The following is a 24,928-nucleotide window of genomic DNA, read 5'->3' on the forward strand; positions in this document are numbered from 1 at the left end:
GGGCGGGCTTTACAGCCCTATATTTTTGTCAGTTGGGGGCGTGGATTGGCCGGCCAAGATAGCCTTGGCCGGCCAATCGACGGCCCCAACATACCCCACAAGGCTAGGAGGCCAGTACATAATGACAGAACAAACTGTAGCGGTAGAAGTAGGCGGTAGGACCATAACGATTGCAACGGGTAAAATGGCCAAGCAGGCCAGCGGTGCCGTCGTCGTTAGCTGTGGCGATACAATGGTGCTCGTGACCGCCGTAGCGGCTAAAAACGCCAAGGAAGGTCAGGATTTTTTCCCGCTGACCGTCAACTATCAGGAAAAAGCTTATGCCGGTGGTAAAATCCCGGGCGGATTTTTCAAGCGGGAAGGGCGCCCTTCGGAGAACGAAACCCTGACATGCCGCTTCATCGACCGGCCGATCCGGCCGCTTTTCCCCGAAAACTTTTTGAACGAAACACAGATTATGGCAACGGTAATTTCGGCGGATCAGGACAATGACCCCGGAATACTGGCGATGATCGGTGCTTCTGCAGCACTTGAAGTCTCCGATATCCCTTTCCTTGGACCGATCGCTGGCGTCAAGGTCGGAAGGGTGGACGGAACTTTCGTTGCCAATCCTTCCGCCGAGCAACTGGCAAACAGCGATTTGGAAATCGTTGTTGCCGCGAGCAAGGATGCGGTAATCATGGTGGAGGGCGGTGCCGCTGAAGTTTCCGAAGCCGACCTGCTGGAAGCAATTTTCTTCGGCCATGCCGCCGTTCAGCCGCTTATCACTGCCCAAGAAGAACTCAAGCGGATGGCTTGTGTCGCCAAACGGGAAATCGTTACCGTGCCGGTGAACGAAACACTGAAAACCCGGGTCAGGGAGTTGGCCTATTCACGCATCGACGAAGCAGTCAGAATCCGTTCTAAACAGGAACGTCACAACTGCATTGCCACCATCACCCAGGAAACCCTTGAAGCCCTGTTGCCTGAATTCGAAGGACTCAACAGCGAAATCAAAGATTTCCTCGGCGACTTCGAGTACGAATTGGTACGTGAGCATATTCTGAAAGACGGCGAACGGATTGACGGCCGTGACACCAAAACCATCCGGCCCATCACCTCCGAAATCAACCTGCTGCCCCGGGCCCACGGCTCGGCACTCTTTACCCGTGGGGAAACGCAAGCGCTGGTTGCCGCCACTCTCGGCACCTCCATCGATGAGCAGCGCATCGACTCGCTGTACGGTGAAAGCAAAAAACGATTCCTGCTCCACTACAACTTCCCGCCGTATTCCGTTGGGGAAACAAGCATGCGCCTCGCTCCGGGGAGGCGGGAAATCGGTCATGGGAATCTTGCCGAGCGTGCGCTTGAGCGGGTTGTGCCGAAGCATGAGGAATTCCCTTACACGATCCGGATCGTTTCCGACATTCTCGAGAGCAACGGCTCCTCCTCAATGGCCACTGTTTGTGGCGGTTCCCTTTCCATGATGGATGCCGGGGTTCCGATCAAAGCGCCGGTTGCCGGGATCGCCATGGGTCTGATCAAAGAAGGTGACCGTATCGCCATCCTTTCCGATATCCTCGGCGATGAAGATCATCTCGGCGATATGGACTTCAAAGTCGCCGGTACTGCAGCAGGTGTTACCGCGATTCAGATGGATATCAAGATTACCGGGGTAACCCGTGCAATCATGGAGCAGGCGCTGAAACAGGCTAAAGACGGCCGTATCCACATCCTGGGCAAAATGGCAGAAGTGATTTCCCAGCCGAAGGGGGATCTTTCGCCGTTTGCACCGCGCATCACCACGGTCTGGGTCAAAACGGACAAGATTCGCGACGTCATCGGTGCCGGCGGCAAGAACGTACGGGGCATCACCGAAGCTACCGGCGTGTCCATCGATATCGAAGATACTGGCAGAATCAATATTGCCAGCACAAGCAAGGCTGCCTCCGAACAGGCGATCAAGATGATCAGGGACCTTACGGCTGAAGCCGAAGAAGGAAAACTGTACATGGGCACGGTCAAGAAAGTGATGGATTTCGGCGCATTCGTCGAAATCTTCCCCGGCACGGACGGCCTTGTCCATATTTCCGAACTCGATACCGAGCGGGTCAAGAACGTATCCGATGTGCTCAAGGAAGGCGACAAAGTTCTCGTCAAGTGCATTGGCATTGATAAACAAGGGAAAATAAAACTGTCCCGCAAGGAGGCTCTGGGGGCCGTTCTCCCGGAATAATTACCAGGCCGGCCTCTGGTAAACTCTACCATTCAGGGTATAGTTTTAAGCATGATCAGCAAAACGATCCTCGATAACGGCGTGCGGATAATCTCCGAATACATGCCTCATGTTCATTCCGTATCTATCGGAATCTGGGTTGCCAATGGCTCCCGCCATGAACGGCGGGAGCACAATGGCGTTGCTCATTTCACCGAGCATCTGCTTTTTAAGGGGACAAAGAAACGCACTGCGCTTGATATCGCCTGCGAAATCGATTCGGTCGGCGGCATCTTGAATGCTTTCACAAGCCGCGAGTACGTTTGCTATTATGCGAAGGTCCTCGACAAGTTCTTACCGAAGACAGTTGACCTGTTATCCGACATCTTTCTCCACTCGACATTCGATCCCGATGAAATAGAAAAAGAGCGCAAGGTTGTTCTCCAGGAAATCAGCATGATGGAGGACACCCCTGACGATTACATCCATGATCTTTTTCATCGCAGCATCTGGCGAGGGCATCCGCTGGGTATGTCAATCCTCGGTAGTGTTGAAAGCATCGAAAACCTCTCACGTGATGCAATCGTCGCACACAAAGAGCAGATGTATTGTGCTGAAGATATCATTATTGCAGCCGCAGGCAATGTGCGTCACGATGATCTCCTCAAACTCTTCAATGACATGTTTGCGAGGGTTACTGCAGGTACCGGCCGTGATTTTTGTCATCTGCCGGTTTATGAAAAACGGATTGAGTCGATCGAGAAAGAACTCGAACAGTTGCACATTTGCCTGGGGACAAAGGCACTGCCTCAGAACCATCCCCGGCGGTTCGAATTGTATCTCATCAACACAATCCTCGGCGGCAGCATGAGTTCCCGGTTGTTCCAAGAGATTCGGGAACGGCTTGGTCTGGCATATTCGGTCTATTCCTATGTAGTTTCCCACACCGACGCGGGTTCGCTGGTTATTTACGCGGGGACGAGCCCGGAAAAACTTGAAGACGTCCTTGACGTCACGTTCTCGGAATTCCGACGGCTGGCGAACGAAGCGGTGCCGAATCAAGAGCTCGATTCGGCGCGGGAACAGATCAAAGGTAATATGCTGCTCTCGCTGGAAAGTACCGACAATCGCATGACCAAACTGGCCAAAAATGAGATTTACTTTGGCCGTTATCTTTCCTTGTCCGAACTGACGGACGGTTTCGACGCAGTTACTCCCCACGACATTCTCAATCTTGCCGGCGATCTATTCGATTCGAGGTATTTCACCTTGGCGCTGACCGGCAAACTTGGCGGTAAAAGCTTCGACACCTCCCTTCTAACCTGCTAGGTCGCCGATGAACCAGTGCACTGTAAAAATTCGTCTATTACGCCCCGACAGGAATTCCCACCTTCCTCGCTATATGACAGCCCATGCGGCAGGCATGGATCTTCAGGCAGTTCTTGATGAGGACATCGTTCTGCTCCCCGGTCAGCGACAACTTATTCCGACCGGAATTGCCATCTCACTTCCGGACAGCTTCGAAGCCCAGATTCGCCCGAGAAGCGGACTTGCGCTTCGGCATGGGATAGCGCTGGTCAATTCACCCGGGACCATCGATCCCGACTACCGTGGGGAAATCGGGGTTATCCTCATCAATCACGGAGCCGAGCCGTTTACCATAACCAACGGTGAGCGGATCGCACAGATGGTTTTTGCCCCCTTTGTCAGAGCCGACCTGGTTGAAGTGACCGAGCTGGATCAGACGCTGCGGGGAGAGGGTGGCTTTGGTCATACCGGCAGAGATAGTATCGCAAAGGAAACCCCATGAACGATCCACGAATACACCAGTTAGCGGAGATTCTCGTCGACTATTCGACGAACGTCAAAAAAGGAGATATTGTCTTCATTAACGCAACTGGAAGCGAATGCCTGCCCCTGATAAAGGAAGTTTACTCACTGTGTCTGGCGAGAGGCGCCAAATACGTCGAGTACGCTTTCCAGTTTCCGGAGATCGACCGGCATTTTTTCAATAACGCCGGCAAAAGCCAGCTCTCATATTTCCCCCAGCACAAGCTTGATTTTATGAAACAGGTATCGGTTTACATCGGTATTTCGGCAACCGATAATTCGATGGTGATGGCAAAGGCAAATCAGCGGAATATGATCGCCTGGTCGAAACTGACACGGCCAATCGTCGATTGGCGGGTAAAGAACACTCGCTGGGTCATCACCAGATACCCGACTCATGGGGCGGCACAGGAAGCGAAGATGAGTCTCGAAGAGTATGAAGAGTACCTTTTCGCGGCCTGCTGTATCGATTGGCGTGCCGAATCGCGCAAGCAGGAAAAACTCAAACAACTTGTCGACCGGGCCGACAAAGTGCACATTAAGGCATCAGACACCGACCTCCATTTCAGCATCAAAGGGCTGAACGGGATCAAGTGCGATGGGCGTTATAATATCCCCGACGGTGAAGTTTTCACGGCGCCTGTCAAAGACTCGGTTGAAGGTTACATTACCTATAACTGCCCAACACTGTATCAGGGGAAGGAATTTTCCGGGGTTCGTCTTGAATTTAGGGAAGGAAAGATAGTTTCCGCCACGTCGCCAGGGCTGGACCGGGAATTGAACAACATCCTCGATACCGATCAAGGTGCCCGCTATATCGGGGAATTTGCCATCGGGGTCAATCCGAACATCAGAGAGCCGATGCGGAATATCCTTTTTGATGAAAAGATTTTCGGCTCCATCCATTTCACCCCCGGCCAATGCTATGATGAATGTGACAACGGTAACCGCTCAGCCGTCCATTGGGATATGGTAAAGTTGCTCAAGGGTGATGGCGAAATATGGTTTGACGATACGCTTATTCAGAAAAACGGCATCTTCGTTCATAAAGAGTTGACGGAGCTCAACCCCAAGGACTGACACCATGGTACTGTCCATCAACCCGCAAAATCCGCAGGCTCGACTCGTTTCGAAAGTGGCTGAGACGCTTAAAGGCGGGGGGATTATTGCATACCCGACCGATACGACATACGGGATCGGCTGCAGCATTTTCAACAAGAAAGGGATTGAGCGCATCTACCTCATTAAGCAGCGGGAAAAGAAGAAACCTTTTTCCTTTATCTGCTCCGAGCTTTCCGAAGTCGCCCGCTATGCCAAGGTGAGCAATTACGCTTACAAGATCCTCAAACGCTATCTGCCAGGCCCCTATACCTTCGTTTTGGACGCCACCAGCATTGTGCCTGATCTACTGGTCACCAAGCAAAAAACGGTTGGTATCAGGATCCCGGCCAACCGCATCTGCCTGTCGATCGTTACAGAGCTCGGGCATCCAATTATCACCACCAGTGCCAACATCTCCGGTGAAGAACCAATCGGCGACCCGTTTCTTGTTGAGGAAGCGCTTGGCAATCAACTCGACATGATCATAGACGGCGGGGTCTTGTCGGCTGAGGTAAGCTCCGTGGTGAGCCTGATCGGTGATTACCCGCAGGTATTGCGCCGTGGAGTAGGCGATGTGAGCTGGTGTGAATAATGCGCAAGCGCACGGTTCGATTTGGCCTGAACTTCATTATTGCCGCAGTTTTTATCGTGATTCTCGGGACGTTTTATCACTCTGTCATTGCGGACCTGTTTCATTTCCTGCCAACCGATGAAGAGCGTTTTGTCTTTCTGTCGTTCTTTATTGGGGGGATAATGGGTGGATTTGGCGCCTTTGTCGTCGCAGCAGGGTTTCTTCTCGGCAGCAGTCAGGATGAAGGCCCTCGGATCAGGTTGTTACCGAACATCATCATCCTTTGTGCCGTGGCCCTCATATTTTTTATGCTTTTTGCCTCCTCGCTGCACACCACGACCACCCCGGAATTACGCCCTGGCGAAACCATCACCATTTAATTTATTGTCGCTGAGGTTTGTTGACAAGACGGTACGTCGGAGATTATCCCTTAGGGCTTGCAAAAACGGCTGGAATGGAGTAATAGGGAAATCCCTCGCCTATTGGGATGCTGCCGTTATCCGGCCGTCATTTTTCTTGACAATTCGGGTCCATTTTATATACTGCAAAGCTTCGAGCATGATCAATCGGGAGTCTTGTGAAAGTACGTGTAGACGACATAAAAGAGCGGGAAAAACAACTGTTCTACGAAGAAGCTCCCGATGCGTTTCCATCATTGGCGGCAGTAACAACAGACAAGTTTTGCACCTTCATTGCTCCTGTTACGGTAAGCCTGACCGTTTTCAGGGAATATGACCATATTCGCACCAACGGGAAGATTAAGACTCGGGTGCGGATGAAGTGCTCGCGCTGTCTGGCAGAATTTGATGTAGACGTCGATTCATCGTTTATTTTGATCTACAGCAAAGCCAACCAACTGTCCAACGATGAAGATGAGATCGAGCTGGGTGATGAGGACTTGATTTCTGTCGCCTATACCGGTGATGAGATTGATTTTTCTCCAGAAATTGCCGAGCAGGTAATTATGGAGTTACCGATAAAACCATTGTGTAAAGAAGATTGTCAGGGGCTTTGTCCACAATGTGGGGCAGACCTGAACGAAAGCGAGTGCGGTTGTGAAAAATCAGTTCATAATCTCACGTTCAGTGCACTCAAGAATTTCAAAGTAGAAAAGTAAAGGAGAAATACAATGGCTGTACCCAAGAAGAAAACGTCTAAATCCCGGAAAAATATGAGAAGAGCTCACGATTTCCTGACCCCGCCGGCAGCATCCATCTGCCCGCAGTGCAAGGCGCCCAAACTCCCCCATCGCGCCTGTACCTCATGTGGTACCTACAAAGGTAAAGAAGTCATCAAAACAGAGGAGCTGTAGACAGCTCCTCTGTCTATTCCGAATTTTTCTATCCCAGGGTTACCATGAGAGTTGCTGTTGATGCAATGGGAGGCGACAACGCTCCAGCCATTGAGGTGGCAGGCGCTGTCGCTGCTGCGCGTGAGTATGGAATCCCCATCACCCTCGTTGGGGATACCGAGCGACTTCGCCAAGAACTTGACAAGCATGATGTCCGCGGGTTGGATATTTCCCTGCATCATGCCAGCGAAGTCGTTGGAATGCATGACGCTGCTTCTGATGCCGTGCGCCGCAAAAAAGACTCTTCGATCCGTGTTGCGTTTGAATTGGTGAAAAGTGGCGAGGCGGACGTCGTGGTAAGCGCCGGAAATTCTGGCGCGACCATGGCAGCGGGGATGTTCGTCTTGAAGCGCCTCAAGGGGATTGATCGCCCGGCGATAGCCCAGATTTTTCCAACGCTGCGCGGCAAGACACTAGTCCTTGATGTGGGCGGCAACGTTGATTGCAAGCCGATTCATCTCGTGCAATTTGCCATCATGGGTGAAGTGTACGCCCGTCACGTGATTGGCGTTGACCAGCCCCGTATCGGACTTTTGTCGAATGGCGAAGAAGATAGCAAGGGCAACGAGCTGACGCGCGAAACGAACTCCATCCTGAAAAATATCTCTTTCGAATATGTGGGTTACGTTGAGGGGCGGGATATCTTCAACGGCATGGTTGACGTCGTCGTATGTGACGGATTTGTCGGCAACGTTGTGCTCAAGCTTTCGGAAGGCTTGGCGGATGCCGTCGGGAAAATGCTCAAATATGAGATCAAGCGGAGTTTCCTCTCCAAACTAGGTTATCTCTTTGTCCACAAAGCATTCAAAAATTTCAAGAAAAAGGTCGACTACGCCGAGTACGGCGGTGCCCCTTTGCTCGGAATTAATGGAGTGGCGATGATTTGCCACGGCGGATCAAACGTCAAGGCAATCAAGAATGCTATTCACTTCGCCCACGAATACGCCCGGAAAGGGGTCAATCAGCGCCTTGCGGAGAAGCTGGAAACAGAATTCGTGGCGTACATGCAACAGCGGGATGCAGTAAAAGAAGCTGTTGCAGGCTAGAAGAGGTGCAATGATGAGAGCGAGGATTACCGGCACCGGTTCAGCGGCCCCGGACAGGATACTGACAAATTTTGATCTGGAGAAGATGGTTGAAACCAGCGATGACTGGATAACTACCAGGACAGGGATCAAAGAACGCCGCATTGCGGCCGATAATGAATATACTTCGACTCTTGCCACCAAGGCGGCCGAACGTGCCCTTCAGATGGCCGGCATCACCCCCGATGAACTTGACCTGATAATTCTTGCCACGGTCACACCGGATTTTCCTTTTCCGGCTACCGCATGTCTCGTACAAAATAATCTCAAGGCTACGAAAGCGGCGGCTTACGATATATCGGCTGCCTGTTCCGGCTTTATCTACGCCCTGACGCAAGCGAATAACGCCATAAAGCTGGGAACTGTGCGCAAAGCCCTCATCATGGGTGCAGAAGTCTTGTCGCGGATCGTAGACTGGACCGATCGCAACACGTGTCTCCTCTTCGGCGATGGCGCCGGGGCCGTCATCCTGGAAGCAACTGAAGAAGAGCGCGGCATACTGTCGACGCATATCCACAGTGATGGTTCCCATTGGGAACTACTCTATCAACCTGGTTGCGGTAACCGCAATCCGGCTGTCCAGCAAACGCTGGACAATCGTCTGACCTTCCTGCACATGCAGGGGAACGAAGTCTTCAAGCTTGCCGTGCGTGCGATGGGAGAAGCCGCCATCGAGGCCCTCGAAACGAATGGGCTGAGTCCTGCGGATGTAACGCTGTTGATTCCACACCAGGCAAACCGCCGCATCATCGATGCCACCGCAAAGCGGCTCGATCTTTCTGCACACCAGGTATTCGTCAATCTTGATCACTATGGGAACACCTCAGCCGCATCAATTCCCCTCGCGCTCGACGAAGCACATCGTACCGGCAAGATCAAGGCGGGGGACCTCATCCTTCTCGATGCATTCGGTGGCGGACTGACCTGGGGATCAGCATTAATCCGCTGGTAATTTCTGACGAAGGAACAATCAATGAGCAAACGTGCGTTTATTTTCCCGGGACAAGGTTCACAATATGCCGGGATGGGCAAGGATCTGGCGGATAATTTCCCCCTGGCAGCCCAGGTTTTTGAAGAAGCCGACGATGCTCTCGGAAGCCGGTTATCTCGTCTCTGTTTTGATGGACCGGAGAGCGATCTGAAACTGACCGCCAATACCCAGCCGGCCATCCTGACGGTCAGCACGGCCGCGTTCAGGGTCTTGGCTGCCGAAACGGGCCTTGTACCTTCTTTTCTGGCCGGCCACTCTCTTGGAGAGTATTCAGCCCTCGTTGCTGCGGGTTCACTTGCTTTTGCCGATGCAGTACGGACAGTTCGTGCCCGTGGTACCTTCATGCAGGAGGCCGTACCGGTGGGCGAGGGGGCGATGGCCGCGATACTCGGCGTCGAACCAGACATCCTGCTTGAAATTTGCACCGAAGCATCTCAAGGCGAAGTAGTTTCACCGGCCAACTTCAATTCTCCGGGGCAGATCGTTATTGCCGGGCATACCGGAGCGGTGAACAGGGCCATCGAGATTGCCAAGGCTCGTGGATTCCGGAAAGCGATGTTGCTCCCGGTCAGCGCACCATTCCATTCGAGTCTGATGGCTCCGGCAGGGGAGCGGCTTGCGGAGACCCTGGCAGCAGTGACTGTGCATGAGTTGCAGACCCCTGTGGTAACAAATGTTGAGGCAACGCCGAACACTCAGTGTGAACGGGTCAAAGAGCTGCTTGTCCGACAAGTCAGTGCTCCGGTCCTCTGGGATGCGTCGGTGCGCGAGATGGTCAACCTCGGGGTGGGGGAATTTATCGAAATCGGTCCCGGCAAGGTATTGTCAGGGCTGGTAAAACGGATCAATAAGGAAACCACCGCCAGAAACGTCGAAGATTCAGCCGGGCTCAAGGAGCTTATTCGGGAGGTCGCATGACACTTGCAGGTAAAGTTGCGGTCGTTACCGGGGCATCCCGCGGAATCGGCAAGGCGATCGCCCTCAAGCTGGCCGCGGAAGGGGCCGCTGTTGTAGTTACGGCAACAACCACTGAAGGAGCCCAGAGCACGGTCGATGAAATTGCCGCTACAGGTGGCTCCGCTCAGGCTTTCGCCCTCAATGTCGCCGAATCGTCCGCTGTGGATCAGTTCTTCTCCACAGTCATAGAACGCTTCGGCCACATCGACATTCTGGTGAATAATGCCGGGATTACCCGCGACGGTCTCTTGTTGAGGATGAAGGATGCCGACTGGGATGCCGTATTGGATGTCAATCTCAAAGGCGCTTTCCACTGTACCCGGGAAGCGGCAAAACTGATGACAAAAGCCCGCAGCGGCCGCATCATCAACATCAGCTCGGTCGTCGGCGAGATGGGAAATGCCGGCCAGATTAACTATTCCGCCAGCAAAGCGGGGATGATTGGGCTGACGAAGTCGGCAGCGCGCGAGCTGGCAAAACGTGGAATTACCGTCAATGCAGTGACCCCGGGATTCATTGAAACCGACATGACCTCAGTCCTTTCGGACAAAGTCCGGGAAAACCTGTTGCAACAGATCCCCCTTGAGCGGCTTGGCACGCCGGAAGACATTGCCAATGCAGTCTTTTTCCTGGCATCCGAGATGGGTGGGTACATCACGGGGCACGTTCTGTCGGTCAACGGTGGCATGTACATCTGAAAATTATCTTTTGCAATTTGGGCAATTCATGATATGTAGCTAGAAAAATTACCTGAAAACCTTAACAGGGTTAAAAACAAACGGAGGTGAACAGCATGTCCACAATAGAAAAACGAGTTAAAGAAATCGTTGCCGAGCAGTTGGGCGTCGATGAAGCTCAGGTAACGAATGATGCTTCTTTTATGGATGATCTTGGCGCAGATTCTCTCGATACGGTTGAACTGGTGATGGCTCTCGAGGAAGAATTCGATATCGAGATTTCCGATGAAGACGCCGAAAAAATCCAGACCGTTCAGGACGCCGTGGATTATATCACCGAGCACACCTAGTCACTGATCACCAAGGGGAAGGGCAACCTTCCCCTTTCCGCGATTTGCGGCACATCACCTGGCTTACCGATTTGACAATTGCAGGAGCATATACATGAGAAGAGTTGTGGTTACGGGAGTGGGTGCCGTTTCTCCGCTGGGGACCGGCAACCAGAAGAACTGGGAGGCCCTTGCCGCTGGCAAATCCGGCATTAATCTGATCACCCGCTTTGACGCCTCCGATCTTCCCGTCAGGATTGCCGGAGAAGTCAAGGACTTCAATGCCGAAGAGTACATCGACAAAAAAGAGGTCAAAAAAATGGACCTCTTCATCCAGTATGCCATGGGCGCGGCACACTATGCGATGGAAGACTCGGGATTGCAGATTACGGAAGAGAATGCCGAGCGCGTCGGCGTTCTCGTCGGTGCCGGTCTCGGCGGACTCCCGACTATCGAGAAATACCATTCGGCATTATTGGAGGGGGGATACAAGAAAATTTCTCCTTTCTTCATCCCGATGCTCATCATCAACTTGGCTCCCGGGCACATTTCCATCAAATACGGTGCTAAAGGCCCCAACCTGTCGTCCGTTTCGGCCTGTGCGACCGGGACTCATTCCATCGGTGACGCTTACCACATCATCAAGCGCGGTGATGCCGATGCGATGATCGCCGGCGGGACCGAATCGACGGTGACCCCGCTCGGGATTGGCGGTTTTTCGGTGATGAAGGCATTGTCGACCAGGAACGATAGCCCCACCGAAGCGTCACGTCCCTTCGAAAAGAGCCGCGACGGTTTCGTCCTGGCGGAAGGCGCCGGTATTGTGGTCCTCGAAGAGTATGAGGCCGCGAAAAAGCGCGGGGCAAAAATCTATGCCGAAGTGATCGGTTACGGGCTGACGGGCGATGCCTATCATCTTACTGCCCCGGCGCCGGAAGGAGAGGGCGCTGCCCGCTGCATGAAGATGGCTCTGGCCAATGCCGGGGTTCGTCCCGAGGAGATCGACTACATTAACGCCCATGGTACTTCCACACCCTTCAACGACTTCTTCGAAACCCAGGCCATCAAACGGGTTTTTGGCGACCACGCGAAGAAGCTGATGGTTTCGTCAACCAAATCGATGACCGGGCACCTGCTTGGCGCCGCCGGGGGGGTCGAAGCGGTCTTCACTATGATGGCCATGGACAAGGGCGTTGTACCGCCGACCATCAATTATCAGGAAGCCGATCCGGAATGCGATCTCGACTATGTGCCGAATACCGCCCGTGACGCTAAGATTACCTGTGCGATCAGCAATACGTTCGGCTTTGGCGGCACCAATGCTTCGCTGCTGTTCAGGAAGATTTAGGAGGAATTGTGATTGTCGTCGGTAGTGACCATGGCGGGCTAGAACTGAAAGAAGCAATCAAAGTCCTCTTGCGTGAGCGCAATGTTTCTTTTGAAGATTGCGGGACTGACAACGGGAACTCCGTCGATTACCCCGATTTCGGAATAAAAGTTGCTCGCAAAGTCTCCAGCGGCGAGGCGGAAAAAGGCATTCTTTTTTGCGGGACCGGAATTGGGATGTCGATTGTTGCCAACAAATTCCCCGGTGTCCGCGCCGCGCTGGCGACAGATGCCTTCATGGCTCAGATGGCAAAGGAACACAATAACGCGAACATCCTCGTGCTCGGCGGCAGAGTTCTTGACAGGGAGATCGCACGGAAAATGGTCGGGGTCTGGCTTGACGCCACGTACGAGGGTGGAAGGCACCAGAATCGGCTGGACAAAATTGCCGCGATCGAACGGGAGCTAATGAAATAGCCATCCCTGGCTAAGGTAATGTACAGCTTGGTTTGTGCGGGACCGGATCCGGTCCCGTTTTCCATTTTAAACTCAGTGTAAGGAGCAGAGGATGTCAAATCTTGAAGCTTTTGACCCCGAAGTGGCAACAGCAATCCGTCATGAAACCGAACGACAGGAATATAACCTTGAGCTGATTGCCTCGGAAAACTTCGTCTCCGAGGCGGTGCTTGAAGCGCAGGGATCGGTCCTGACCAACAAATATGCCGAGGGCTATCCCGGTAAGCGGTACTACGGCGGCTGCCACCAAGTGGACGTGGTGGAAAATCTTGCTATCGATCGGGCAAAGGAACTCTTTGGAGCCGACCACGCCAACGTCCAGCCACATTCAGGCTCTCAGGCAAACATGGCGGTGTATTTCACCGTGCTAAAACCGGGCGATACCATCCTCGGCATGAACCTTTCCCACGGCGGCCATCTCACACACGGCAGTCCGGTAAACTTTTCCGGCCGCTTCTTTAACGTCGTTCCCTATGGGGTTTCCCGCGAAACCGAAACCATTGATTTCAACGAAGTTGAACGGCTCGCTCTGGAGCATAAGCCGAAGATGATCGTAGTCGGTGCTAGCGCCTATCCGCGTATCCTTGATTTCGCCGCTTTCCGGACCATTGCCGACAAGGTTGGAGCCGTCATCATGGTCGACATGGCACATATCGCCGGTTTGGTGGCCGCCGGTCTCCACCCGAATCCGGTGCCGCATGCCGAATTCGTGACCACAACTACCCACAAGACTCTTCGCGGTCCTCGCGGTGGGATGATCCTTTGTCGTGAAGAATTCGCCAAAGCGCTCAATTCAAACATTTTCCCGGGCATTCAGGGCGGTCCGCTCATGCATGTCATTGCCGCCAAGGCCGTAGCCTTCAAGGAAGCGCTCGCTCCGGAATTCAAGAGTTACCAGGGACAGATCGTCAAAAATGCGGCAAAACTTGCCGATGAACTGATGAAGCGCGGGTTTAAACTCGTATCGGGCGGGACCGATAATCACCTGATGCTGGTTGACTTGAGCGGCACAGAATTGACCGGCAAAATTGCCGAAGAAGCACTCGATAAAGCCGGTATTACTGTGAACAAGAACACCGTGCCGTTCGAAACCCGTTCGCCGTTCGTTACCTCGGGGTTCCGCATCGGTACCCCTGCGGCAACTACCCACGGGCTCAAAGAAGCCGAGATGGCCGACGTAGCTGGTTTTATAGCTGAGGCTCTTGCCAACGCCGATAACGAGAGCGCGCTGGCCAACATCAAAGAGCGGGTCAATGCACTGATGCGCCGGTTCCCCCTCTATGCCCACCGACTGAAATAGCTCTACTTCTTTGGCTGCAAGGAAGTGCTGCTCTAAAGGGGTGTCGTAAGCGACACCCCTTTTATATTTATGCTTATCTCTAGGCATTTCTGTGTTCGGATGCCGCCCGCCGAAAAAGTATTTTATCTTGACAAGGTTGCCCCATTTTTAGAAGATTCGCGCGACATGGCAATCGTGACTGACCGGCCAATTTTGAACAATCAGGCGTTTCATTGCCATCGCTATCAAAAATCTAAAGTGGCTTTCTTGATTATTTTAGCCAAGCAGCGCCTGATGATTGCCGCTATAATCGGTCTTGGCGTCGTCAGCAATAATTCGCTGATCGATATACCGCTGAAGAGTTACCGTCCACTGTCAAAGTCTGCACGGTTTCATAGCCGGTAGGTTTCATAGGGCTATTGAGGAGGATACATGAAGGTAATCACTACCGCTCTGCTGCTCTCCCTCTGCACCACCAATGTCATTGCCGCAGAGAGTCAGCTGCGTCTGCCATTGGCCGAGGCAATCAAGTCGGCAGTTGAAAAAAACCTCGACGTTCAAGCCGAACGGTACAACCCGGCGGCCGCTCTGGCAGATGTTCGCGCCAGTGAAGGGATCTACGACACTGCACTCAATTTTTTCACCGGGTATTCTCAGTCAACCACTGAGCCTGCAAGCACTTTTCTGTCGGGCAATGTAACCAATCGGCAAAAGTCCGTCCAAATCAATCCCGGTGTCAGCCAATTAGTCCCAACGGGCGGTACGATTGGCCTCACCTTTAACAACACCTTCAACAACAATAACTCTTCAATATCTCTAAACAATTACTGGGAATCCAATCTCACGCTGAACTTGAGCCAACCACTTTTGAAGAACTTTGGCCGCGAGGCTACCGACTTGAACATCAACGTCGCCAAATTCAATAAGGAAGGGACACTGGAGCAGTTCAAGACCAAGCTACTGGACACTATTACCCAGGTCAGAAATGAGTACTTCAAGCTGTACAGCCTCCGTGAGCAGCTGGAAGTCAAGAAAACCTCTCTGCTTCTCGCCCAAAAGATCCTGACCGAGACCCGCGGGCGGGTCAAAGCCGGAGTACTGCCGGCAATGGAAATTCAAAACGCCGAATTCGGGGCGGCCAGCAGGGAGAAAGACCTGATTGATGCCGAGCGGGCAGTTAGGGACGAAAACGATCTTCTTCACGTTTTGCTGCAACTGCCGGGCAACGAAGAGATTGTGCCGGTCGATGTGCCATCGAAGGCATACTATTCGGCAAATGTCGACGAGATGATCAAGCGCGCCCTGACACTACGGCCGGAAATCAGAGGACAGCAAATTGTCGTCAGGACCAATGAACTCCAAACCCGGGTTACCAGGAACCAGACACTCCCCGATCTCAATCTGACTGCCAGTGCGGCTTTAACCGGGCTGGACCGCCATTACAACCGCGATCTTGAAAAGATCGGCTCAACCGACTACCCCGAGTGGAATGTCGGCCTGCAGTTCGTTTATCCGCTGGGGAACAACGCGGCAGAAAACGCGTACATAAAAAGCAAGCTCAGACTGGAGCAGGCCAAAGTACAGGAAAAAAGTCTGGAACAAGGCATCGCAAACGAGATTAAAACGGCAATTCGGGGGATTGAGGCAAGTTACAAGCAGATCGATGTCACCGAACGAGGGCGACTCTACGCCGAAGAACGGCTGCAATCGTACATCAAGAAGAATGAAGTGGGATTGGCAACCACGAAAGATGTCCTTGATGTCGAAAATGACCTGGTCACCGCCAAAGGAAACCAGATCCAGGCGCTAGTTGACTACAACGACGCTATTACCCAGTTATGGCGAGCAACCGGCGAGTTGTTGGAGAAGGAAGGGATTCATATCACCAGTGAGTCTGGCGACACACTCTATGCCAAGCAGGCACAGAACTGATGTATTAGTCAAGGGACCGTATAGCCATTGTTCTGATCCACAACGATAAACCCTTCTTTTACCAGAGCGTCGAGATTTTTCCTCACCAGTTCGTCTTCCCGGCCAAGTCCGGCAACGATTTGCTGGACTGTTACGCCGGGGGAGTCGAGGATTTTCCGCAGGATCATGCTTCGCAATTCCCGGTTCGAGCCCTTGAAAGGGGCTTGCCTGACGTGGTGGGCGCTTTTCCGGGCGGGATTAGCATGCTCCCTTTTCAAAAACACCCCATAATCCATAAGGGCATAGTACCATTCGCGAACGTTGTCCCGATCCAGTGTTGCCTCGACCAGCGGGAGTATCTCCCGGTCGTGGACATTGAGTCGTTCCGGGAAAAACAGATGAATGAACACGGCCCGAATATTGGTCTCAATGAAAACCTCAGTGCGATGGAAAGCAAATGCCGCCACAGCGCGTGCAGTATAATGGCCGATGCCCGGCAGGCATTCCAGTTCGTCTGGGAAAGAGGGCAGGGCGCCACCAAAGTTACCGACCACCATTTCAGCAGTCGCCTTTAACGAAATGGCGCGCCGGTTATAGCCGAGTCCTTGCCATGCAGTAAGCACCTCGGCAAGCGGAGCGGCTGCCAGGGTGCGGAAATCGGGAAATATGGCAATAAATTCCCGATATTTTCCCTTTACCCGCTCCACCTGAGTCTGCTGCAGCATGATCTCCGAGACGAGAATAGCATAAGGATCGATGGTTTCCCGCCAAAGCAGGGCGCGCCGGTTCAGTTGATAATAATCGTAAATTATCCGGTGAAAAAGAGAAGCTGTCCGGCCGTTACACCCTTGGAGAGCAAAAGAGCTTCGCAACGATTCGATAGCGCTCAATGTTCGTGATAGCCGAGCACGACCAGAATACAGCTCCCGTCGGCAATTACGTTAATACCGTGGCGCCGGCATTTTTCAACAGCAAGCGGACTTTCGGCGCCGGGTTGCATCCAGACATTGTTGATCCCTTTGCTTGCTGCAAGATCAACAATCTGTTCGGTCACCACGGGCGGCGTGATCACGGAGATGCTTTTTACTTCGGGAGGCAATCCCGCAACACTGGCGACACATGCTACCCCCTCAATTTCTTTCTCATGCGGGTTGACCGGAATTGCCCGCATACCTTTCTGTTGATAGACCCGTAGCACTTTATTCCCGTATTTATGCCGGTCTGTTGATGCACCGACCACACCGAATGCCTCGCTCTGCAGGAATACATCAATCTGTTCTTTGATACCCATTAATTACCTCCTTACTTTTCCTCAATTGTACGCATTTTCAAAGTGATTTCCAAGGCACTCTTTACGGCAACGCCTCATCATAGATATACATAGGTAAGTATGCGATTACCCATAATATAAACAAAATTGTCTACATAGTAGTACGTTACAGTAAATAATTAATGTATTACTAAATAATTGTGAACGTTTAAAAGAGAGCGCCTCCGAACCAAAAGAAAACCTGAATATCCCCCTCTTGAGGATCGTAATAAAAAACGAAGGGGCCACAGAAATGGCCCCTTCGTTTTTTACCAGGCGGAAATAAATGTCTACGGTAACTATCCAGCAATAAACACTGCCAACTCAACCCGGTCTCCATCCGCCAAACAGACAGGAAAACGCAACACTTTAGTCGTCTCCCCGGCAACAAGCCCGGAAGAACTGTCTATAATCTCCGGAGGAGCAATCTCGATGGTTTTCCCCTGTTGGGCAGCCTTCGCCGCAATATTGCCGCAGACGACGTTGACAAATTCCATCACCGTGTCGTCGAGAACCTCCTTCGGTTCATGATCGACCTGGGTCTCGTTCAGAATCTCCCTGGCAATTTTCTTCTGGGTCGGAGCTGAAACCCCCATAAGATATCGCCCACTGACATCGCCGGAGAAATTCATAACGGCATAGGTATGCATCGCCGGCAACCCTTGAGCAACGACAATCGGTTCGGGACGAAAAGTCAGCATCGCGACGCGGGTCAACATTTTATAGGAGAGATCGATAACCATTTCCCACAAGCGGGGCTCCTCCACCTCCCCGGGAATCGCCAGGCTTTCGGTGGCATACTGGGCTTGGTCGGCTTTGAATTCTTCCAACAGTACGGCAAGATTTTCAGCTTTGATCCCGCCGATCTTAACAAGTGCCTCCCCAATGTACAGGTGGGCATTTTTTTGTTTTGTCAGGACCTGCTGCATCTGCTCGGTAGTCATAATTCCGAGCTTTACAGCCATATCACCAAAACGCAAATCCTCATTCCGCTGAGCATTATGGACTCGCTCAATATCAGCTTCGTTCAGAAAACCCATAGAAAGAGCGGTGGCACCAAAACTAAGGTTTACCGACTCTTGCAGCTCCACGGCCTGCAGCAGGACTTCCCTGGAAACAATCCCTTGTTCTACGAGAAACTGCCCAAAAAACTTGACCGCCATATCCGGTCCTCCTTGGGAGAATAAATTTAAGTAATCCTAAAGCTCGCGGAGAATTTTCAAGACATTATCCGCTTCAAAAGGCTTGGAAATCACCGTACGCGCGCCGAGCCGCAATGCCTCGGTAAATTTATCTCCAACCCCTCCAAGCGACGTTACCATGACCACCTTAACGTTTTTGTCGAGCGCCACAAGAGTGCGCAAGGCGGTCAGGCCGTCCATCCCCGGCATATTCATGTCCATGCAGATGATATCCGGATGCTCCGTCTGATGCATCCGAATGGCCTCCATGCCGTTCTTGCCATGGCCGACGACCTGGAACTCGCCGCTTTCCGTAAGGATTTTCTCCAGCTGGCGGGCTACCGAGATGCTGTCGTCCACTATCAAAACCTTTTTCATGCGCTCCTCCTTCCTATGGTCACGCTGTGACAGGCGAGTTAAAGACATACATTATTCCTATCGGCAGGCAACCGATATTATTTAGTCAAAAATAAGAATACCGGGCCGCCAACCAGCATGCCCGGTAACAAAACAACAAATGCTAGATCATCACCTTGAGTTGCCCATTGCTCAGCCGACAAACGCCTTTACTGGGCAAGCCGCCTGGCGACCAGCGTTGCCGAATGTTCGACGGAAAGAGTACTGCCAGCGGCTTCCAGCCCTCCTTCTATTTGTAGTTTGCAACCGGGGCAATCAACGGCAATCATTGCCGCACCAACAGCGACGATCTTTTCTAACTTATTCTTGAGAACTTCCTGAGAAATCTCGGGATATTTGATGGAATAAGAACCGCCAAAGCCGCAACACTTGTCGCAATCTTCCATTTCGTTGATTTCCACCCCGGCCAAGCGGGTCAGCACTTCCCGCGGTTCGCGGAAGACCCCACATCCCCGCTTGAGGTGGCAGGCATCATGATAGGTAACCGCCAAGACTGGTTCCACCGGCGGGTTGCCTCCGTCCAGGTGCCGCACCGCCAATTCGGAAAAATTCACCGTTTTGCTGGCCAGGGCAACGGCCTTGGCATGCCACTCCGGATCGTGCTGCAACAATTTGGAGAAATCATGGCGCAACGACATGGTGCACGTCGGGCAGATGGTCACGACATAATCGACTTCCCGGTCTAAGAGCACCTGAATGTTGATCTTTGCCAAATCTCTCGCCACGTCCATCTCGCCAGAATAGCGTGCCGGGATTCCGCAACAGCTCTGTTCTGGAGGGAAGAGGACATCGTAGCCCAATGCTTCGAGACTGGTCACCGTATCCTGGCACATTTCAGGGTAAACAAAATCGGCAAGGCACCCGGAATAGAAGATAACTTTGCCGGCCTTCTTTTCTGTGGAACCTTGTCTTGGGCGTTCTGTAACCAAATTGCGGAATGGTTTTTCGGCAATGGGAGGAAGCGACCGATTGGCGGTCTCCCGATTAAGGACCAGTGGCAGATGACGAATGCGTCCTCCTTCCCCCTGAAAGGGCTTTTGGGCCAGATACAAGGCTCGGAGCGTCGTATGAAAAAGCTTACGGTTTTTCATCAGGGTGGCAAACAGGAACTTTTGCCCCACCGGCTTTCTGATCTTGTCCCGAAGATCAACAATCAGCCCCTCGATATCAATCTTGGCGGCACAAACTTCGTTGCACTTCCGACAGCCAATGCAAAGTTTGAGAATCTCCTCGGCCTTGTCGAGGCCATGGAAAAAGGGCGTAAGGATCAGCCCGATCCCGCCAATATAAATATGCCCGAAGACATGGCCGCCAACAATTTCATAAATCGGGCAGACATTGGCGCAGGCGCCACACTTCACGCACTTCAAGGCCTGGGCAAAATCGGCGTCGGCAGCCAACTGCCGTCGACCGTTGTCGAGAAGAACGATGTGGAGTTGCCGACCAGCGCCGGTCGGCCCTTTGATCAGCGATACGTATGAGGTGATCGTCTGGCCAGTGGCATTCTTCGGCAGGATAGTGACCACATCCAGCGCCTCCTTGAGGGCAGGCACGATCTTCTCAATGCCAACCACGGCGATGTGGATGCGGGGCAGGGTAGTGACTAGTCGGCCATTCCCCTCGTTGGTGATAATACCCAGGGCACCGGAGTCGGCAATGGCCACGTTTGCCCCCGAAAGCCCCGCCTGACCGGAAAGGAAACCGCTGCGCAGGGTTTCCCGCGCAATCCGGACGAGAGAGGGGATATCGGCCGGGCACTCTTTCCCGGTTGCCTTACTGAACAATTCCGCAACCTCTTCACGATTTTTGTGGATCGCCGGCATAACCATATGGGAAGGGCGCTCGCCGGCAAGCTGGATAATCCATTCTCCCAGATCGGTTTCAAGACATGTTACGCCATGCTCTTCCAGATACGGATTCAACTCGATCTCTTCAGAGGTCATCGATTTCGATTTAACCAGGAAATCGGCCCCGTTCTGACGAAGGATTTCGAGAATTTTCTGCCGTGCATCGAGGGCGGTACGGCAGTAGTGAACTACGGCACCAGCCGCTTCCGCAGCACTCGTAAAGCGTTCGACCAGTTCGGGCAGAATCTGTAGATTCGTTTCTTTCGCCGTCGAAATTTCGTTACGCAGCTGCTCGAAATCGGTTCCGGCAAAAGCTTTGGCACGGGCAACCGGATAAGCCGCAGCAAAATTCCTCAATGCCCGCCGCAGGAATGCATCATTGATTTTTTGCCGGATTACATCCCGTGCCATGGCTACACTCCCTCCAGAATGAGAAGATGCAATTCGCACGGCCCATGAACGCCAATTGTCAGCACTCTCTCAATATCGGCAGTCCGGCTCGGACCGGTGATCAGTGAAAGATAGACCCCCCTGCCAGCCGCAAGAAGTGCCGCCAGCACATCGTGCAATGCATGGAGGTCGGCGACAACGGTCGAAGCCTTAAGTACCACGTAATGGATGGGGGGCAATGCTGTGGCGCTACGAGCGACGGGATCGGTCAACTCAAGAAGCAGACTGCCGGTCCGGGCCACACCCGCCTGGGCAAAACTGATGCCGATATCAGCCTTGTCACTAGCCTCAGGAGTAGCGATCCCTGCCAGCCACGTCGACATTTCATCGGTGATGCCCGAAGCAGCCACCGTTTTCCCCTCAATCGCCCCCCGCAGATATAAGAAGCCTTCGTCCGGCACGGAAAAACGTTTTACCACCGTGCCAGCAGCCTCCGCTGCCGAAATAAACGTTTCAAGCATTCAAGCCTCACTTTGGTGGTAATACCAATTGCAGAGAAAGAATAACCGAGCGTTTTGTGCGTGTCAACGGCAATATAACCTAGAAGACGACAAATAATATTGACAAAACCAACCCGTTACTGGTAATTGGTATTACCAAACACAAAACCTTTTTTGATTTTTGCCAGACAAAAAGGAGCTTTCGATGCCTTGGGTCCAGACCTATATCCCCGTTTCGGGAAACCTTGGCTTGTCAGCCTTGACAGCCGCCGCGCCGCTGGCCGTTATCTTTATCTGCCTTGCACTGCTGCGGATGAAAGCACACAAGGCCTCACTGCTGGCCGTCGCTGCAGCATTAGTTCTGGCAGTGACGATCTGGGGCATGCCCGCCGGCCTAGCAGGGCTTGCCACTCTCCAGGGGGCAGCCTTTGGAGTGTTCCCGGTTTTTTATATTGTAGTCGCCACAATATTTCTTTACAACATCACGGTGGAAGGCGGGCAGTTCGAAATACTGCGGGCTTCCCTGGCAAGCGTAACTGCCGATCGCCGTCTGTAGGCACTACTGATCGCCTTCTGTTTTGAGGCTTTTATCGAAGGCTCAGCCGGTTTTGGCACCCCCGTAGCTATTGCCGGCGCAACACTCGTCGGGCTCGGCTTCAGGCCGTATTACGCAGCGAGCGTCTGCCTGTTGGCCAATACCGCACCGGTGGCATTCGGCGCGATCGGTATCCCGGTCGTTGCCCTAGCCGGAGTGATGGGATACGGAGATGCCGGGATGATGAAACTTTCCGCAATGATTGCCAGACAGCTCCCCTTCATCTCGTTTTTTATTCCCCTCTATGTCATTGTTATCATGGCCGGGTGGAAGAATTCGCTGGAAGTCCTGCCGGCAATTCTGGTCTGTGGCGCCACATTCGCGACCACTCAATGGGCAGCAGCCACCTACCTCGGCCCCTACCTCCCCGACATCATTGCCTCCCTCGCATCAATCGTTGCCTTGATACTACTGTTTCGCGTCTGGCACCCGCGAACTATCTGGACCTTCGATCACGAGCCGGACTTTGCCGAAAAGGAACAGCACAGCTACTCTTCCAAAGAAGTCTTTCGAGCCTGGGCTCCCTACCTGGCACTGACCGTAATGGTGTTACTTTGGGGAATCCCCAGCCTGAAACACGGTCTCGATCATGGCACCCTTGAATTCAGGATCCCTGGGCTGGACAGAGGGATCGTTAAAAATATCTCCCGGCCCGGCGAAGGCATGGGCAAGACCGCGCGGATCAACACCGAACTGGACAAGGCAATGGCCCTCCTTTCCGCATCCGCACCACAGGCCACCGAACTTCTGAGCCAGTTGCAACAACTCAAGGCCCAAGAGAACGCCCTCTTTGCCATCGAACAATCCATGGCGGGACACGACCGATTGTTGACCGTGGACCGACTAAAAGCCTTTGCCGAGATCGACAATAGCGCCTCTGTCCTGAAGAAAAGCGCCGCAAGGTCGGTCCCTGCGGGGTCCGCACTTGCAAATGAACTGAGGGTACTTCAGCTAGCTCTCAATGATCAATTGCCGGTCAGAATTCCGGCAGCATTCAAGCTGAATATTCTTTCAGCTGCCGGAACATCGATCATCATTGCGGCACTCCTTTCCGCTTTGATCTGTGGGATTGACGGTACCAGCCGTCGGGATCATCGTCTACCTCGAAGCGTATTACTTCCCGTGGATGGTCCCTTGAGGGCTTAGACAAGCCATGGCATAACGAACGTCGCCGAGAGAGGAGAAGTCATGGAGCAAAGCTTCATCAGAGATCTTGCCAGCATCGTCGGCAGCGAATATGTATTATCCGACCGGGAAAGCCTTGCCTGCTATGGATACGATGCCACTCCGGAGTTGGAAAGTGCCCCCGGAGCTGTTGTCCTTCCGGCGCATGCCGACGAACTCGCCCGAATCATGGCCCGCTGCCACAGTGCCGGGGTGCCGGTTACGGCACGTGGCTCGGGGACAAACCTTTCGGGAGGCTCGCTCGGCACTCCGACTGGAATCGTTCTGCAAACAAGCAGAATGAACAGGGTCATCGAAATCGACAAAGAGAACCTGACCATCAGCGTCGAACCTGGAGTGATTACCAGCGCCGTCCATCGGGCCGTCGAAGCTCTCGATCTTTTCTATCCTCCCGACCCCGGCAGCATGAACATCTCCACCATCGGCGGGAACGTTGCCGAAAACTCCGGAGGCCTTCGCGGCCTGAAATACGGGGTAACCGCCGATTATGTCATGGGACTGCGAACGGTGCTCGCCGACGGGAATCTGCTCGCAACGGGAGGCAAAGCCGTCAAGGACGTGGCCGGCTACAATCTCAGGCAGCTGCTGGTCTCCTCGGAAGGAACGCTCGGTATCTTTGCGGAAGTCATCCTGAAGCTGATTCCCAAACCGGCGGCAAAAAAGACGATGCTGGCTCATTTTCCCGCCCTAGAGCAGGCGGCATTGGCAGTCTCTCACATCATTGCCGCCAGGATCATTCCATCGACCCTGGAATTCATGGATCGGGTAACCATCAAATGCGTCGAGGAATATGCCCACGTGGGACTCCCACTCGATGTTGACGCTGTACTTCTGATCGAAGTTGACGGCCATGCGGCCCAGGTCGGCGATGATGCCGCAGCAATCGGGGAAATCTGCCGCAAGGAGGGATGCTCACTGTTCCAGGAGGCTACGGATCCGGCAATGGCACTGCAACTAGCTACGGCACGAAGGGTAGCGCTCTCCGCCTTGGCGCGGGTAAGACCAACTACCATTCTGGAAGACGCCACGGTGCCCCGCAGCTGCATTGCACCAATGGTTACCTTTATCCAGAAAACGGCCCGCAAATACGATCTGACGATCGGCACATTCGGCCATGCCGGAGATGGCAATCTGCATCCGACCTGTCTCACCGATGAGCGGGACCGGGATGAAATTGCCCGGGCCCATCAGGCGTTCGCGGAAATTTTTGCTGCGGCTCTCGACATGGGGGGAACCATTACCGGCGAACATGGGGTAGGTTTGGCCAAAAAAGCATATCTTCCCCAACTCGTGGGAACCACCGGGCTGGCGGTGATGGGCGGTATCAAGAAGGCCTTTGATCCGAGTGGCCTGTTGAATCCGGGAAAAGTTTTCTAGCCGGCCCGA

The 24,928-nt window shown here is 53.2% G+C and carries 25 protein-coding genes and 1 pseudogene; 20 read left to right on the forward strand and 6 right to left on the reverse strand.

What is annotated here, in order from left to right; all coding sequences use genetic code 11:
• Nucleotides 1-121 precede the first annotated feature (121 nt).
• The 18 genes from pnp (at nt 122) to QMN23_RS10755 (ending at nt 16,139) form a co-directional block, all read left to right on the forward strand.
• Nucleotides 122-2,215: a polyribonucleotide nucleotidyltransferase gene (gene pnp, locus QMN23_RS10670; protein WP_282003863.1), complete on the forward strand. Its 2,094-nt coding sequence runs from the start codon at nt 122-124 to the stop codon at nt 2,213-2,215.
• A 51-nt stretch (nt 2,216-2,266) separates the two neighbouring features.
• The gene (locus tag QMN23_RS10675; protein WP_281999292.1) at nt 2,267-3,523 is read left to right on the forward strand and encodes a M16 family metallopeptidase; all 1,257 of its coding nucleotides are present in this window, start codon (nt 2,267-2,269) and stop codon (nt 3,521-3,523) included.
• 7 nt (nt 3,524-3,530) lie between these two features.
• Nucleotides 3,531-4,004, forward strand: a complete 474-nt coding sequence (gene dut, locus QMN23_RS10680; RefSeq protein WP_281999293.1) for a dUTP diphosphatase — start codon at nt 3,531-3,533, stop codon at nt 4,002-4,004.
• Nucleotides 4,001-5,104, forward strand: a complete 1,104-nt coding sequence (locus QMN23_RS10685) for an aminopeptidase (RefSeq protein ID WP_281999294.1) — start codon at nt 4,001-4,003, stop codon at nt 5,102-5,104. The genes dut and QMN23_RS10685 overlap by 4 nt, the downstream gene beginning before the upstream one ends.
• Nucleotides 5,105-5,108: 4 nt before the next feature.
• Entirely contained in the window at nt 5,109-5,717 is a 609-nt protein-coding gene (locus tag QMN23_RS10690) for an L-threonylcarbamoyladenylate synthase (RefSeq protein ID WP_281999295.1), read from the forward strand.
• Nucleotides 5,717-6,076, forward strand: a complete 360-nt coding sequence (locus tag QMN23_RS10695) for a hypothetical protein (RefSeq protein ID WP_281999296.1) — start codon at nt 5,717-5,719, stop codon at nt 6,074-6,076. Before QMN23_RS10690 ends, QMN23_RS10695 begins: the two co-directional genes overlap by 1 nt.
• A gap of 197 nt (nt 6,077-6,273) precedes the next feature.
• Nucleotides 6,274-6,813 carry a YceD family protein gene (locus QMN23_RS10700; protein ID WP_281999297.1) on the forward strand — a complete coding sequence of 180 codons (540 nt, stop codon included), beginning with the start codon at nt 6,274-6,276 and terminating at the stop codon, nt 6,811-6,813.
• 12 nt (nt 6,814-6,825) lie between these two features.
• The gene (rpmF, locus tag QMN23_RS10705; RefSeq protein WP_281999298.1) at nt 6,826-7,008 is read left to right on the forward strand and encodes a 50S ribosomal protein L32; all 183 of its coding nucleotides are present in this window, start codon (nt 6,826-6,828) and stop codon (nt 7,006-7,008) included.
• Between the two features lie 44 nt (nt 7,009-7,052).
• The gene (plsX, locus tag QMN23_RS10710) at nt 7,053-8,093 is read left to right on the forward strand and encodes a phosphate acyltransferase PlsX (protein WP_281999299.1); all 1,041 of its coding nucleotides are present in this window, start codon (nt 7,053-7,055) and stop codon (nt 8,091-8,093) included.
• 10 nt (nt 8,094-8,103) lie between these two features.
• Complete coding sequence (locus QMN23_RS10715) at nt 8,104-9,084, forward strand: beta-ketoacyl-ACP synthase III (protein ID WP_281999300.1); 981 nt, start codon at nt 8,104-8,106, stop codon at nt 9,082-9,084.
• A gap of 21 nt (nt 9,085-9,105) precedes the next feature.
• Nucleotides 9,106-10,041 carry an ACP S-malonyltransferase gene (gene fabD, locus QMN23_RS10720; RefSeq protein ID WP_281999301.1) on the forward strand — a complete coding sequence of 312 codons (936 nt, stop codon included), beginning with the start codon at nt 9,106-9,108 and terminating at the stop codon, nt 10,039-10,041.
• Nucleotides 10,038-10,778 (forward strand): 3-oxoacyl-[acyl-carrier-protein] reductase, encoded by a 741-nt coding sequence (gene fabG / locus QMN23_RS10725; protein ID WP_281999302.1) that lies wholly within the window; start codon nt 10,038-10,040, stop codon nt 10,776-10,778. The genes fabD and fabG overlap by 4 nt, the downstream gene beginning before the upstream one ends.
• A 95-nt stretch (nt 10,779-10,873) precedes the next feature.
• Nucleotides 10,874-11,107 carry an acyl carrier protein gene (gene acpP / locus QMN23_RS10730; protein ID WP_281999303.1) on the forward strand — a complete coding sequence of 78 codons (234 nt, stop codon included), beginning with the start codon at nt 10,874-10,876 and terminating at the stop codon, nt 11,105-11,107.
• A 94-nt stretch (nt 11,108-11,201) separates the two neighbouring features.
• A complete protein-coding gene (gene fabF, locus QMN23_RS10735; protein WP_281999304.1) occupies nt 11,202-12,434 on the forward strand; it encodes a beta-ketoacyl-ACP synthase II in 1,233 nt (410 codons plus the stop codon).
• A gap of 8 nt (nt 12,435-12,442) precedes the next feature.
• Nucleotides 12,443-12,889, forward strand: coding sequence for a ribose 5-phosphate isomerase B (gene rpiB, locus QMN23_RS10740; protein WP_281999305.1), 447 nt, complete (start codon nt 12,443-12,445; stop codon nt 12,887-12,889).
• 91 nt (nt 12,890-12,980) lie between these two features.
• Nucleotides 12,981-14,228, forward strand: coding sequence for a serine hydroxymethyltransferase (gene glyA, locus QMN23_RS10745; RefSeq protein WP_281999306.1), 1,248 nt, complete (start codon nt 12,981-12,983; stop codon nt 14,226-14,228).
• Between the two features lie 99 nt (nt 14,229-14,327).
• Nucleotides 14,328-14,612, forward strand: a complete 285-nt coding sequence (locus tag QMN23_RS10750) for a hypothetical protein (RefSeq protein WP_281999307.1) — start codon at nt 14,328-14,330, stop codon at nt 14,610-14,612.
• A 27-nt stretch (nt 14,613-14,639) separates the two neighbouring features.
• Nucleotides 14,640-16,139 (forward strand): TolC family protein, encoded by a 1,500-nt coding sequence (locus QMN23_RS10755; protein ID WP_281999308.1) that lies wholly within the window; start codon nt 14,640-14,642, stop codon nt 16,137-16,139.
• A gap of 8 nt (nt 16,140-16,147) precedes the next feature.
• On the opposite strand, the gene QMN23_RS10760 is transcribed toward QMN23_RS10755, so the two are convergent.
• The 6 genes from QMN23_RS10760 to QMN23_RS10785 form a co-directional block, all read right to left on the reverse strand.
• The gene (locus QMN23_RS10760; protein ID WP_281999309.1) at nt 16,148-16,843 is read right to left on the reverse strand and encodes an A/G-specific adenine glycosylase; all 696 of its coding nucleotides are present in this window, start codon (nt 16,841-16,843) and stop codon (nt 16,148-16,150) included.
• Nucleotides 16,844-17,004: 161 nt separating this feature from the next.
• On the reverse strand, nt 17,005-17,409 hold the full coding sequence (locus tag QMN23_RS10765) for a CoA-binding protein (RefSeq protein WP_281999310.1): 405 nt from the start codon (nt 17,407-17,409) through the stop codon (nt 17,005-17,007).
• 317 nt (nt 17,410-17,726) lie between these two features.
• Entirely contained in the window at nt 17,727-18,590 is an 864-nt protein-coding gene (locus tag QMN23_RS10770) for a chemotaxis protein CheX (protein ID WP_281999311.1), read from the reverse strand.
• A gap of 36 nt (nt 18,591-18,626) precedes the next feature.
• Nucleotides 18,627-18,986 (reverse strand): response regulator, encoded by a 360-nt coding sequence (locus tag QMN23_RS10775; protein ID WP_281999312.1) that lies wholly within the window; start codon nt 18,984-18,986, stop codon nt 18,627-18,629.
• A gap of 188 nt (nt 18,987-19,174) precedes the next feature.
• Entirely contained in the window at nt 19,175-21,283 is a 2,109-nt protein-coding gene (gene ldhH, locus QMN23_RS10780; protein WP_281999313.1) for an L-lactate dehydrogenase (quinone) large subunit LdhH, read from the reverse strand.
• A 2-nt stretch (nt 21,284-21,285) separates the two neighbouring features.
• On the reverse strand, nt 21,286-21,783 hold the full coding sequence (locus tag QMN23_RS10785) for a LutC/YkgG family protein (protein ID WP_281999314.1): 498 nt from the start codon (nt 21,781-21,783) through the stop codon (nt 21,286-21,288).
• Between the two features lie 184 nt (nt 21,784-21,967).
• Between QMN23_RS10785 and QMN23_RS10790 the strand changes: the two are divergent.
• Nucleotides 21,968-23,503, forward strand: a pseudogene (locus tag QMN23_RS10790) (L-lactate permease).
• Between the two features lie 42 nt (nt 23,504-23,545).
• Complete coding sequence (locus QMN23_RS10795) at nt 23,546-24,919, forward strand: FAD-binding oxidoreductase (RefSeq protein ID WP_281999315.1); 1,374 nt, start codon at nt 23,546-23,548, stop codon at nt 24,917-24,919.
• Nucleotides 24,920-24,928 lie beyond the last annotated feature (9 nt).

Source organism: Geotalea uraniireducens (assembly GCF_027943965.1).
GTDB lineage: Bacteria > Desulfobacterota > Desulfuromonadia > Geobacterales > Geobacteraceae > Geobacter > Geobacter uraniireducens.